Genomic DNA, 13411 nt, shown 5'->3' with positions numbered 1-13411 from the left:
GCCCCGTGGCACTAGGGAGCCGCCGACAGCACATCCAGCAGTTCCTGCACATGGTAGGGCTTCTTCAGGAAGCGGGTGCCGGAAGGGATGGGGGGGAGTTGGGATTTCGCGTATCCCGAGATCAACACGGTGACGGTGTCGGGGGATGACGAGCGCACCACTTCGGAAATGTCGATGCCTGACACCCCCGCCGGCATGCTGATGTCGCTGAGCACGTAATCGAAGCGCGCGGCGGTGAGCTTCACCTTGGCATCCACGCCGTTCACCGCCTCGGTGACGTCATAGCCCGCGTCTTCCAGCGCCATGCTCGTCACCGATCGCAGCAGTTCATCGTCCTCCACGTACAGGATGCTGGGCTTAGCCATGTGACACCTCCGGTACCGGAATTGCGATGGTGACGGCGGTGCCCTCACCCGGCTCGCTTTCGATGTAGGCGAACCCGCCCGACTGCGCGGCGAATCCGTAGACCTGGCTGAGCCCCAGCCCGCTGCCCTGTCCCACGTCCTTGGTGGTGAAGAACGGCTCCATGGCGCGGATCCTGACGTCGTCGGTCATGCCGGGGCCGTCGTCCTTGACGGTGACGCAGACGTGCAGCTTGCTGGCATCCGCTTCCGGGTGCAGCGCCTTGTCCGGATTGCAGGTGCTGGTGGAGATCAGGATCCGTCCCGATGACATCGCGTCGCGCGCGTTCGAAACAAGATTCATCAGGGCGGCATCCAGTTGGTCGGCATCGACCATGATCCGGGGTAGATCGGGTTTCAGCCTGCACTCGCAGTACACGATGGCACCAGCGACCTGCCGGTATCTTTCCATGGAGTGGGTGACGAGTTCGTTCACGTCATGGAGGCGGGGCGCCAGTTCCTGCGCGCGCGAGAACGCCAGCATCTGCCGCGAAAGCCGGCTGCCGCGCTCCGCGGCGCGTGCCGAGGCGCTGATCAGGCGCACGCTGCGTTCATCCGTATGCATCTTGCCCAGCATGTCCAGGCTGTTGACGATGACCGTCAGCAGGTTGTTGAAATCGTGCGCGACGCCCAGCGTCAGCTTGCCGATGGCGTGCACCTTCTGCGCCTGCGCCAGCGCGCGCTCGGCACGGTGCAGGTCCTGCTGGGCCTGGTACTTCTCGGTGATGTCGTGCGTGACCTTCGCGAAGCCGATCAGTTTGCCGTCCTGCCGGATCGCGTCGATCATGATGCTGGCACGGAACAGCGAGCCATCCTTGCGCGTGCGCCACCCCTCGGCTTCGAAGCGGCCATCGCGCGCCGCCGCGGCCAGCACCTTGGCCGGCTGGTCGAGCGCGAGCTCCTCCGGTGAATAGAAGATAGAGAAATGCTTGCCGATGATCTCGGCGTCCGAGTAACCCTTGATGCGTTCGCCCCCCACGTTCCAGCTGAGGATGTAGCCCTCGGGGTCCAGCATGTAGATGGCGTAGTCGGTGACGCTCTTGAGCAGCAATCGCTCGACATTGAGATCCATCGCGTCGTCTGACGTATGCACCGTGAAGGTCCTGCGAGACGAAGCCGGCCCTGAGCCTAGAGACCCTTGAGTTAACGTGCCGTTGACGGATGAGTGCGCACACGTGATGGATCGTCAACAAGGCGCGGCACCTGCGAGAGGTCGACGGTGACGTGTCATGCCGGAGCGGTGAGGCGATGCATGTCGTGCATGCTTGCCCTCCCGGGTATCGGCGTCGTGTTCTCCGTCGTGCCAAGGGCGGCGGGGGCAACCCGCTGCTTCCCGGGTCTCGCGATTTCGCGAATCCGGACGCACCCCGGACGCCGCCGGATGGGGGTTTGACCGTAACTGTAAACGTTTTCATAATGGTTGCCTTGCCAGCACCCGCGTCCGGGGAGGACCGCCTACATGCCGCATCAGCCAAGGATCGAGGGCCTGATCGCCAGGATGACGCTGGAAGAGAAGATCGGCCAACTCGGCGCCTTTGCCGATGCCTTGCGTCCGTTCGCCTTCGAGGTGAACCCGGAGACCTTCGCCCGTGATGCCGAGCAGGTGCGCGAGCAGATCCGTGCCGGGCGCGTCGGTGCGCTGTTCAACGGCGTGGGTGCGGCGGAAGGCCGCGAAGCGCAGCGCATCGCGGTGGAGGAAAGCCGCCTGGGCATTCCGCTGCTGCTGGGCGCCGACGTGATCCATGGCATGCGCACCGTGTTCCCGATTCCGCTGGGCGAAGCGGCCAGCTTCGAGCCGGACCTGGCCGAACGCACCGCGCGCGCCACCGCCAGGGAAGCGACCGCCGCCGGCATCCACTGGACGTTCGCACCGATGGTGGACATCGCGCGTGACCAGCGTTGGGGCCGCGTGGCGGAGACCTCCGGCGAGGACGTCCACCTGGCCTGCGAGCTCGCCGCGGCACGCGTACGCGGCTTCCAGGGCAGCGACCTGTCCGCCGCCGACTCGTTGCTCACCACGCCCAAGCACTTCGCCGCATACGGTGCGGTCGCCGCCGGGCTGGACTACAACACCGTGGATATCTCGCCGCAGACATTGCGTGATGTGCACCTGCCGCCGTTCAAGGCCGCCCTGGATGCCGGCGCGTTGACGCTGATGAGCTCGTTCAACGACATCAACGGCGTACCCGCCTCGGCCAATCGCGAACTGCTCACCGACCTGCTGCGCGGCGAATGGAAGTTCGACGGCTTTGTCGTGTCCGACTACACGTCTGACCTGGAGTTGATCGCCCATGGCTACGCGCGCGACGAGGCCGATGCCGCGAAGAAGGCGCTGACCGCCGGCCTGGACATGAGCCTGCAGAGCGGCATCTACGCCGGCCACGTGGCGGCGCTGGTGGAACAGGGCGAGATTCCGCTGGCCGTGGTAGACGAAGCCGTCCGTCGCGTGCTGCACGTCAAGGCAGCGATCGGCCTGTTCGACGATCCCTACCGCTCGCTGGATGTCGAACGCGAATCCGACCAGTCGCACATCGCCGCGCACGACGCGCTGGCGCGCGACTGTTCACGCCGCTCGATCGTGCTGTTGAAGAACGAAGGGGACGTGCTGCCGTTGCGGAAGTCCGGTCAGCGCATCGCCCTGATCGGCCCGTTCGGCAGCGACACCGACAACCTGGGCGGCTGCTGGAACATTTTCGGCGACGCCTCGCGCATGGTCGAGATCGAGCGTGGACTGCGCGCTGCCCTGGACGATGCCGCGTCGCTGGTGGTGGTGCCGGGCTGCGGCATCGAGGAAACACTGGAAGGCGGCATCGACGCGGCCGTGGCCGCGGCGCGCGATGCCGATGTCGTGTTGCTCGCCGTGGGCGAACCGTCGGAGTTCAGTGGCGAGGCGCAGTCGCGCACGCAGATCGTGCTGCCGCCCGTCCAGCAGGCGCTGGCCGAGGCCGTGGCCGCGACGGGCACGCCGGTCGTGGTGCTGCTCCGCAATGGGCGCGCGCTGGCGCTGGAAGGCGCCGTGCGTGATGCACAGGCGATCCTGGTCACCTGGTTCCTGGGTACGCAGACCGGTCCGGCGGTGGCCGACGTGCTGTTCGGCGACTACAGCCCGTCGGCGCGCCTGCCGGTGAGCTTTCCGCAGGACTCGGGCCAGCAGCCGTTTTTCTACAGCCATGCCGCCACCGGTCGTCCCAACGTGCCGGGCCAGCCGCGCTTCTTCCAGACGCGCTGGCGCGAGGTCACGCACGCGGCGCTGTATCCGTTCGGGCATGGACTGGGCTATACGCGTTTCGATTACGGCGTACCCCAGCTGAGCAACGAGACGCTCGCCTGGGACGACACGCTCACCATCCGCACGCGCATCACCAACTCTGGCAAGCGCGATGGCGAGGAAGTGGTGCAGCTTTACCTGCGCGACCGCACCGCCAGCCGCGTGCGGCCGGTGCGTGAACTCAAGCGCTTCCGCAAGATCGCGCTGGCGGCCGGCGCATCGCAGGACGTCGAATTCACGCTGACCCGCGCCGATCTGGAATTCCATGGCGTCGACAACCGCCCGGTGGCCGAACCGGGCCTGTTCGACGTGTGGGTGGCACCTTCTTCCGCCAGCGGCGAACCGGTGGCATTCGAACTGATGGCGCCCTGAATCCGGCATGGCCATGCCGGAGGACACGTTGCGTGCCGGCGCGGTGAGGGAAGACCACGTCGGCGTGCGCGAGCGCGTCGCCACGCGTGTCGTCTTCTTCATTGCCGGATTCGCGGTGTCGGCGTGGGCGCCTTTGATTCCCTTCGCCAAGCAGCGGCATGCGCTGGACGATGGTCAGCTCGGCCTGCTGCTGCTCTGCCTGGGTGTGGGCTCCGTGCTGATGATGCCGCTGGCCGGCGGACTGGCCGCGCGTTTCGGCTGCCGGCGCATGATCCTGGTGGCGGGCGCGGTGATCTGCCTGTGCATGCCAGCCCTGATGCTCGCGCCGGGTGTATCGGTGCTGGCGCTGGTGCTCGCCGTGTTCGGTGCCAGCCTGGGCGTGCTTGATGTGGTGATGAACGTGCAGGCGGTGATCGTGGAACGTGCGGGGGGACGCGCGATGATGTCCGGCTTCCATGGCATGTACAGCGTCGGCGGTATCGCCGGCGCTGGCGGCGTGGCCGCCGCCCTGGCACTGGGCGTGCCGCCCTTGCTCGCGATAAGCGGCACGGCGGGGATCGCGGTCCTGCTGCTGGCGGGTGCGCGCCGCGGCTTGCTGGTGCGTGGCGGAGAGGCGGATCACCCCGCGTTCGTGCTGCCGCGCGGGCGTGTGCTGCTGATCGGTGCGGTGTGCTTCGCGATGTTCCTGTCCGAGGGCGCGGTGCTGGACTGGAGCGCGGTGTTCCTTACTTCCGTGCGCAATGCCGACCCCGCAACCGCCGGATTCGGCTATGTCGCGTTCGCGGTGACGATGACGATCGGCCGGTTGAGTGGCGATCGCATCGTGCAGGCGTTGGGTGCCTTCCGCGTGGTCGTGTGCGGCGCATTGCTCGCCGCGGCGGGATTCATGCTGGCGATCCTCGTGCCGTCGGCGCTGGCGGGGCTGGCGGGCTTTGCGCTGGTGGGAGCGGGCGCGGCGAACGTGGTGCCGGTGATGTTCTCCGCTGCCGGGCGCCAGCGTGGCATGCCAACGCATCTGGCGGTGGCGGCAGTGACTACGATGGGCTATGCGGGTGTCCTGCTGGGGCCCGCGGCGCTGGGCTTCATCGCCCAGGCGACCTCCCTGGCAGCGGCGCTCGGCCTGCTGGTGATGCTGCTGGTGGCGGTGGCCGCGGTCGCGCGCGTCGCCACGCGCGACTGAAAAAATCAGGGTCGCGGAGCACCGCGCATCATCGGCCCGGCGGGATATCCACCGTACGGACCGTAATATCCGCCCGGCCCGTCGTAGCGGTCCACGTTGATGTTGAAGTTGAACGTGCGCGGCTTGCCTTCTTCGTTGTACGTGGTCTTGCACAGGTTGAGGTTGGCGGCGTTGTAAGTGCTGCTGCCGTGGCCCTTGGTGTAACCGATGCCGGTGGTGAAGCTACCGGTGATGCCATCGCCGTCGCGGTCGTCGTGCATGACCACGCACGGGTCACGCGTGTCTTCCGCCGCCGTCGCCGCGACCGGGAGTGGACCACTCTTGTCGCCGTAGAAGGTGCCCGGCGGATCCGCGGCGTAGGCCGCGCCGCGGGGCAGGCTGAGGTCAAGCGCGTCGGCGGTGGATTGTGCCCAGGCGGGTGCGGCGGGCGCGACGGCCAGGACGATCAGCACGGCAAGCGGCAGGGCGTTCATGGGGATTCCCGAAGAGGAGGCCGGTCCGGGACCGGCTGCCATGGCAACGTAGCAACCCGGGTTTGAACGGGCGCTGATGCGCGCCGGAAACCGTGGGGAACTTCATCCCGCCGCCTGCAGCGCGTCCAGTACCTGCTGTCCGTAACGGGACAGCTTGGTGCCGCCGATGCCGCCCACGCGCGCCAGGTCATCCAGCGTGGCGGGCTGCTGTTCGGCGATGTTGCGCAGGGTGCTGTCGTGGAAGATGACGTAGGCGGGCACGTTCTGTTCGCGCGCCAGGAGCGCGCGCAGGTCGCGCAGGGCCTGGAAGCGCGACAGGTCTTCCGGCGCCACCGACACGCCGGTACGCGGGCCGCGGTCCTTGTCGCGCGTGGTGCGGCTTTCCCGGCGCAGCTGCAGGCGACGTTCGCCCCGCAGCACGCTGCGGCTGGCCTCGGTCAGGCGCAGGCTGCCGAAGCCTTCGGCGTCGACTTCCAGCAGTCCGGTGGCGACCAGCTGGCGGAACACGCTGCGCCACGTCGCCGCATCCAGATCCTTGCCGATGCCATACGTGGTCAGGTGTTCGTGGCCGCACTGCTGGATGCGTTCGCTCTGGCTGCCACGCAGCACGTCGATCACATGGTTCACGCCGAAGCGCTGGCCGCTGCGGTAGACGCAGCTCAGCGCTTTTTGTGCGGCCTGGGTGGCATCCCATGTCTCGGCCGGGCTCAGGCAGTTGTCGCAGTTGCCGCAGTCGTGCGGGTAGGTCTCGCCGAAGCCGGCCAGCAGCACCTGCCGGCGGCACTGGGTCGATTCGCAGTAGCCCAGCAACTGGTCAAGCTTGCGGCGTTCCAGCCGCTTGCGTTCCTCGCCGGCCTCGGACTGCTCGATCATCTGCTTCAGCAGCACCATGTCGCCCAGCCCGTAGCACAGCCAGGCCTCGGCAGCCTCGCCATCGCGGCCGGCGCGCCCGGTTTCCTGGTAGTAGCCTTCCAGCGACTTGGGCAGGTCGATGTGCGCCACGAAACGCACGTCCGGCTTGTCGATGCCCATGCCGAAGGCAATCGTCGCCACCATGACGATGCCGTCCTCGCGCAGGAACCGGCGCTGGTTGTGCGCGCGCACCTCGGCGTCCAGGCCGGCGTGGTAGGGCAGCGCATTGAAGCCCTGTTCGGCCAGGAACTCGGCGGTCTGGTCCACCCGCTTGCGCGACAGGCAATAGACGATGCCCGCCTCGTCGCGATGTTTCTGCAGGAAATCCCGCAGCTGGCGGCGCGCGTTGTCCTTCTGCACGACGGTGTAGCGGATGTTGGGGCGGTCGAACGAACTGACGAAACGCTCGGCCTCCACCAGGTTCAGGCGCTCGGCGATCTCGCGCTGCGTGGGCGGGTCGGCGGTGGCGGTCAGTGCGATGCGCGGGATGTCCGGCCAGCGCTCGTGCAGCAGGGCCAGTTCCAGGTACTCGCGGCGGAAGTCGTGCCCCCAGGCGGAGACGCAGTGCGCCTCGTCGATGGCGAACAGGGCGATCCGGCTGCGGTCCAGCAGCGACAGGAAGCGCGGGGTCAGCAGGCGTTCCGGCGCCACGTACAGCAGGTCCAGCTCGCCCCGCAGCAGGGCCTGTTCCACCTGGGCAGCCTGGTCGGCGGCCAGGGACGAATTCAGGAAGGCCGCGCGCACGCCCAGCTGGCGCAGCGCATCCACCTGGTCCTGCATCAGGGCGATCAGCGGCGAGACGACGATGCCGGTACCTTCGCGCAGCAGCGCGGGCACCTGGTAGCACAACGACTTGCCGGCGCCCGTGGGCATGAGCACCAGGGCATCGTGGCCGGCGGCGAGGTGTTCGACGATGGCCTGCTGGTGGCCACGGAAGGCGCTGTAACCGAAGACGCGCTGCAGTGTTTCAAGGGCGGGGGACGACATGCGCACAGGATACCGCGGCGGGGCTCGGCAGCCGACCCGGCTGGCGTGGGTAGCGGTCGGAAACGGACGTGCTGCAGGGTAGGAATTCATCCAGATTTGAGCGGGGCGCAATTAAGCCCCTCTCCCTGCGACGACCGGAGGAAGTACCTGTGGGAGAGAGGGGTGAGGGACAACGAAGTCAGCTGACTCCGCTAGACCGGCGGCCTAACAACATACGGAATTCACTGAAAACGCTCATCTGCAATGAGCCTGTTACGTGCATCTTTCGGTGTGGGTCTGCTTTAGGTCACGCTTGGTGCCGCTCGCCGCGGGGGCCTTCTTTCTTTGCTTGTGCAAAGAAAGAAGCAAAGAAACACACCCCAGGCGGCACGCCCTGCGCTTCGCTCCGGGTCCGCGAGCGGGCCGGGAATTTTCGTAAGGCACATCCCTGTGCCATACGAAAACGCCGCCCATCCAGGGCGGCGCCCTTCGGGTTTTACCCGGCCCACTCGCCGTGCCTCAAGGGGGCCCAAAAGCAACTGCAAAAGCGACAGCAAAGCACTGCGTACGGATTTATCCGGCGCAGCTTCGGGGCCCCTGAGGTCCGGCGGCCCCGGCGGGTCAAACCCGCAGGGCGGCGCACAGGACGTGCGCCGTTTTCGTATGGGCCAGGATGGCCCTTACGAAAATTCCCGCCGGGACTGCGCACCCGCCGCGTGCGGCGGGCGGACCGCCGGGGTGTGCTTTCTTTTGCCTACTTTTCTTTGCACAAGCAAAGAAAAGTAGGGCCCCGCGGCGAGCGCGCCATGCTGGCGCACTAATAGAACCACCCCGTCAGGCCAGGAAACATGTAGCAACCGCGCGCCCGATGGACACGCTCCCAGGGCCACACGCGCGACGCACACCGTTGGCCCTCACCCCGCCCCCTCTCTCCCACACGGACTTCCTTCGGTCGCCGCAGGGAGAGGAGCTCGACATCAGGGAGAGGGGCTAAACAGCAGGGAAGGCTGACAGCAAAACGCCCGGACCAGCCGGGCGTCTTGCATTCACTCGGCGTCGCTTACTGCAGCAGCGAACGCAGCATCCAGGCGTACTTCTCATGCGTCTGCAGGCGCTGGGTCAGCAGATCCTCGGTCGGCGCGTCGTCGGCGTCGTCGGCGATGTCCAGCACCTTGCGCGCCGTACGGCACACCGCCTCGTTGCCGATCACCAGCTGGCGGACCATCTCGCGCCAGTCGGCGCTGTCGGTCAGGCCCGGCTCTTCCGGGATCGAGGTCAGGTTGACGAACTCGCGGTAAGAACCCGGTGCGTTGAACCCCAGCGCACGGATGCGCTCGGCGATCTCGTCCAGCGCCGTCCACTGCTCGGTGTACTGCGTCTCGAACATCGTATGCAGCGAATTGAACATCGCGCCGGTGATGTTCCAGTGGAAATTGTGGGTCTTCAGGTAAAGCGTGTAGCTGTCGGCCAGGAACCGCGACAGGCCGTCGGCGATCTTCTTGCGTTCGCCGCCGCTGATCCCGATATCGATGTTCGGGGCCGAGGGGGCCGATGCGAGGGGGGCGCTGACGGGCGTGGCCTTGGTCTTGGCGGGCTTGGTCTTCGGCTTGGCCATGCGGATTCTCCTGAGGGTGGGTTGAGACGGCACAATAGACACACTAGAACATGTGGCGTGAGCAAAAAGTTTCAACCGCTTGCTGAAAAAATGACGACCCCGCCCGCACCTTCCCCCACCCATCCCGACCGGGCCGCCCTCGACCAGGCGCGGCGTGCGCTCGACCGCGCGCTGAGTCGCGACCGCGGCCGGCTGCACGGGTTGTGGTCGCGCTGGCAGGGCAAGCCGGCCGATGCCAGCGCGCGCCAGGCATTCGAGCAGGCATTGAACGCCTCCATCGCCAGCCGGCAAAGCCGCCAGTCCACCGTGCCTGCGGTGACACTTGACGCTTCCCTGCCGATCGCCCGGGAAGGCGAGCGCATCATCGAGCTGATCCGCAACCATCAGGTGGTGGTGATCGCCGGCGAGACCGGGTCCGGCAAGACCACCCAGCTGCCCAAGCTGTGCCTGGCGGCCGGTCGCGGCGTGGCCGGCATGATCGGCTGCACCCAGCCGCGCCGGATCGCCGCGCGCGCGGTGGCACGCCGCGTGGCGGAAGAGCTGAAGACCGAGGTGGGCCGGGGCGTCGGCTTCCAGGTGCGCTTCAACGACCAGGTCGGCGAGGACACCCACATCAAGTTCATGACCGACGGCATCCTGCTGGCGGAAATCGCCAGCGACCGCTGGCTGTCGGCCTACGACACGATCATCGTCGACGAGGCGCACGAGCGCAGCCTCAACATCGACTTCCTGCTCGGCTACCTGAAGCAGCTGCTGCGCAAGCGCCGCGACCTGAAGGTCATCGTCACCTCGGCGACCATCGATACCGAACGCTTCGCCCGCCACTTCGACGATGCCCCGGTGATCAGCGTGGAAGGCCGCACCTACCCGGTGGAGGTCCGCTACCGGCCGCTGGAAGGGGAAGCGCACGAGGGCGAGGAAGACCGCGGTGGCGACCGCACGGTCAACGATGCCATCGTCGGTGCCATCGACGAAATCACCCGGCTGGACGCGCGCGGCGACGTGCTGGTCTTCCTGCCCGGCGAGCGCGAGATCCGTGATGCGCACCAGGCGCTGGAGCGGCGCAAGTACCGGCAAACCGAAGTGCTGCCGCTGTACGCGCGCCTGTCCAACCAGGACCAGGACCGCGTGTTCAACCCGGGACCGAGCCGTCGGATCGTGCTGGCGACCAACGTGGCCGAGACCTCGCTGACCGTGCCGCGCATCCGCTACGTGGTCGATCCCGGCTTCGCCCGCGTCAAGCGCTACAGCCCGCGCAACAAGCTCGACCGCCTGCACATCGAGCCCATTTCGCAGGCCAGCGCCAACCAGCGCAAGGGCCGCTGCGGCCGTGTTGCCGAAGGCATCTGCTACCGCCTGTACGCCGAGGCCGATTTCCAGTCCCGCGCCGAGTTCACCGACCCCGAAATCCGCCGTTCCAGCCTGGGTGGGGTGATCCTGCGCATGTTGCAGCTGGGCCTGGGGCGGATCGAGGACTTCCCGTTCCTGGAAGCCCCCGACGAACGCGCCGTCGCCGATGGCTGGCAGCAGCTGACCGAACTGGGCGCGATCGACGGCGAACGCCGCCTGACCGCTATCGGCAAGCAGATGGCGCGGTTGCCGGTGGACGTGAAACTCGCACGCATGCTGGTCGCCGCGCAGGCCGCGGGCTGCCTGCGGCCGATGCTGGTGATCGCGTCGTTCCTGGGTATCCAGGATCCGCGCGAGCGTCCGGCCGACGCGCGCGGCGCAGCGGATACCGCGCATGCCCAGTTCGCCGATGGCCGCTCCGAATTCGTCGGTGTCCTGCGGCTGTGGGATGCCTATCGGCAGGCGCACGAAGACCTCACCCAATCGAAGCTGCGCGACTGGTGCGGCCGTCACTTCCTCGGGTTCCTGCGCATGCGCGAGTGGCGCGAGCTGCATCGCCAGCTGCGCCTGCTGTGCGAGGAACTCGGCTGGAAGGAAGAAGACGCCGATGCCTCGATGGCGCCGCTGCTCGACGGCAGCCGTGCGCCGCCGGTCGTGCGCGATGACAGCGCCGCCGCGGTCAAGGCGACCCGTGGCCAGTTGCACCGGGCCGCACGCCTGGCGCGGGAAGGCAAGGCCGAAGCCTCCCCTGCACCCGTGGCGGCGCGCGCGCAGCAGGACCAGGCGCCGGCCTCCGGCGGCTACAGCGAACGCGCGCGCGCCAGTGCCTACCAGACCCTGCACCGCGCGCTGATCGCCGGCCTGCCGACGCAGATCGGTCATCGCACCGAGAAGGGCGACTTCCAGGCGCCGCGCCAGCGCCGCTTCCTGCCGTTTCCCGGTTCGGCGCTGTCCAAGCGGACGCCGCCGTGGCTGCTGGCGGCCAACCTGCTGGACACCCAGAAGGTGTGGGGCATGACGCTGGCGGCGATCGAGCCTGACTGGGTGATCGCCGAGCTGCCGCACCTGCTGCTGCGCAAGCATTTCGACCCACACTGGTCGCGCGCGCAGGGGCAGGTGCTGGCATCGGAGCAGATCAGCCTGTTCGGACTGGTGCTGGCGCAGAAAAAACCAGTGCACTATGGCCGCATCGCGCCCGGCGAAGCACATGACATCTTCGTGCGCCAGGCCCTGGTCACGGGCGAAATCAGTACGCGCGCCGCGTTCGTGGCCGACAACCTGAAGACGCTGGAGCTGGCCCGCGAGGAAGAAGCCAAGCTGCGCCGCGCCGGCCTGGTGGCCGACGAGGACTGGCAGGCTCGCTGGTACCTCGACCGCGTACCGTCGGACATCCATTCCGCCGCCGGCCTGGATGGGTGGTGGAAGGCGCTGCCGGCGGACAAGCGCCGTGCCCTGCACTGGTCACTGCTGGACCTGCTGCCCGGCGAGGGCAGCGAGGAAGACCGGTTCCCGAAGTACTTCGCGCTCGGCGATGCGCGGCTGCCCCTGCACTACAGATTCGAGCCGGGTGCGGCCGATGACGGCGTGACGCTGGAGGTGCCGTTGCACCTGCTCAATGCACTCGACCCCGCGCGCCTGTCGTGGCTGGCACCGGGTTTTGTTGCCGACAAGGCGTCGGGCCTGATCCGCAGCCTGCCCAAGGCGATGCGGCGCAACTACGTGCCGGCGCCGGATTTCGCGCGGGCGTTCTTCGAGGCGTTCCCGAAGCCGAGCGCCGACGATGTGCGTGGCGAACTGGCGCGGTTCCTTTCCCGCGCCACCGGCGTGGCGGTCGCCGCCATCGATTTCGATGAGGCCGCGCTGGAGCCGCACCTGCGCATGAACCTGCGCCTGCGCGAAGACCCGCGAGGCGGCGGTGAAGGCCGCGTGCTGGCCGAGTCGCGCGATCTCGAGGACTTGCGTGCGCGCTTCGGTGATCGCGCCGGGCAGGCGTTCGCCGCGCGCGCGGGCCGCGAGATGGCGGCGGCCGGCCTGCATGATTTCCCGGCGCAGCCGATTCCGCTGCAGGTGCCGGGCGAAGCCGGGGTGCCCGCGTACCCCGCGTTGCGCGATGACGGCGACAGCGTGGCCCTGCACGTGTTCGCCGACCGCGCGCAGGCGCAGGCCGCACATCCGCGTGGCGTGCGTCGACTGCTGGAATTCGCCTTGGCCGACAAGGTGAAGCAGGCCCGCAAGCAGCTGCCGGTGTCGCCGAAGACCGGCCTGCTGTATGCCGCGATCGAATCGCAGGAACGCCTGCGTGGCGACATCGTCGATGCCGCGCTCAACGCGGTCCTCGCCGACGGACTTGAAAGCATCCGCGACCGCGCCGCGTTCGAACAGCGTCGCGAGGATGCCGGCAGGCGCCTGTTCGGCGAAGCGATGGAGCGCCTGAAGCTGGCCGAAGCGATCCTGTCCGCGGTGGCCGAACTGAAGCCGCAACTGGAAGCGCCGCTGATGGGCTGGGCGCGCGGCAACCTGGACGACCTGCGCGACCAGCTGGCCGCGCTGGTGCATGCGGGCTTCCTGCGGGAAACGCCGGCCGATGCCCTCGCGCAGCTGCCGCGCTACCTGAAGGCGATGACCCTGCGCGCGGAACGGGCCAAGCGCGATCCCGCGCGCGACCAGGCACGCATGCTGGAACTCAAGCCATTCGTGGACGCGTTGCGGCAGGCCGTGGCCGATGGGCAGGGCGGCCAGCCCGAATGGCAGGCGCTTCGCTGGGACCTGGAGGAACTGCGCGTATCCGTGTTCGCACAGGAACTGGGCGCACGGTCAGGCGTATCGCCAAAGAAGCTCGCGCAACGCCTGCAGGCCCTGCGCGCCTGAGCGCCG

Annotated in this window: 8 protein-coding genes; 3 read left to right on the top strand and 5 right to left on the bottom strand. The window is 68.0% G+C overall.

All coding sequences use genetic code 11. The features are described from left to right. Positions 1 to 11 precede the first annotated feature (11 nt). Together OVA13_RS09780 and OVA13_RS09775 are read right to left on the bottom strand one after the other, a co-directional pair. On the bottom strand, positions 12 to 365 hold the full coding sequence (locus tag OVA13_RS09780; RefSeq protein WP_267790301.1) for a response regulator: 354 nt from the start codon (positions 363 to 365) through the stop codon (positions 12 to 14). Continuing rightward, positions 358 to 1473, bottom strand: coding sequence for a two-component system sensor histidine kinase NtrB (locus OVA13_RS09775; RefSeq protein ID WP_324288285.1), 1116 nt, complete (start codon positions 1471 to 1473; stop codon positions 358 to 360). Before OVA13_RS09775 ends, OVA13_RS09780 begins: the two co-directional genes overlap by 8 nt. A gap of 387 nt (positions 1474 to 1860) precedes the next feature. Between OVA13_RS09775 and bglX the strand changes: the two genes are divergently transcribed. After that, on the top strand, positions 1861 to 4041 hold the full coding sequence (bglX, locus tag OVA13_RS09770; RefSeq protein WP_267790299.1) for a beta-glucosidase BglX: 2181 nt from the start codon (positions 1861 to 1863) through the stop codon (positions 4039 to 4041). Positions 4042 to 4048: 7 nt separating this feature from the next. Next, positions 4049 to 5221: an MFS transporter gene (locus OVA13_RS09765; protein WP_267790298.1), complete on the top strand. Its 1173-nt coding sequence runs from the start codon at positions 4049 to 4051 to the stop codon at positions 5219 to 5221. Positions 5222 to 5226: 5 nt separating this feature from the next. Here OVA13_RS09765 and OVA13_RS09760 read toward each other — a convergent pair whose 3' ends face one another. From OVA13_RS09760 to OVA13_RS09750, 3 genes are all read right to left on the bottom strand, one after another. Then, a complete protein-coding gene (locus OVA13_RS09760; protein ID WP_267790297.1) occupies positions 5227 to 5694 on the bottom strand; it encodes a hypothetical protein in 468 nt (155 codons plus the stop codon). 102 nt (positions 5695 to 5796) lie between these two features. Continuing rightward, positions 5797 to 7593 carry a DNA helicase RecQ gene (recQ, locus tag OVA13_RS09755; RefSeq protein WP_267790296.1) on the bottom strand — a complete coding sequence of 599 codons (1797 nt, stop codon included), beginning with the start codon at positions 7591 to 7593 and terminating at the stop codon, positions 5797 to 5799. Between the two features lie 1039 nt (positions 7594 to 8632). Further along, positions 8633 to 9187, bottom strand: coding sequence for a Dps family protein (locus OVA13_RS09750; RefSeq protein ID WP_267790295.1), 555 nt, complete (start codon positions 9185 to 9187; stop codon positions 8633 to 8635). A gap of 90 nt (positions 9188 to 9277) precedes the next feature. Between OVA13_RS09750 and hrpA the strand changes: the two genes are divergently transcribed. Then, complete coding sequence (gene hrpA / locus OVA13_RS09745; RefSeq protein ID WP_267790294.1) at positions 9278 to 13405, top strand: ATP-dependent RNA helicase HrpA; 4128 nt, start codon at positions 9278 to 9280, stop codon at positions 13403 to 13405. The last annotated feature ends 6 nt before the right edge of the window (positions 13406 to 13411 follow it).

This window comes from Pseudoxanthomonas sp. SL93 (assembly GCF_026625825.1).
In the GTDB taxonomy this organism is placed as follows: Bacteria; Pseudomonadota; Gammaproteobacteria; order Xanthomonadales; family Xanthomonadaceae; genus Pseudoxanthomonas_A.
This window is presented reverse-complemented; position numbering and strand designations above follow the sequence as displayed.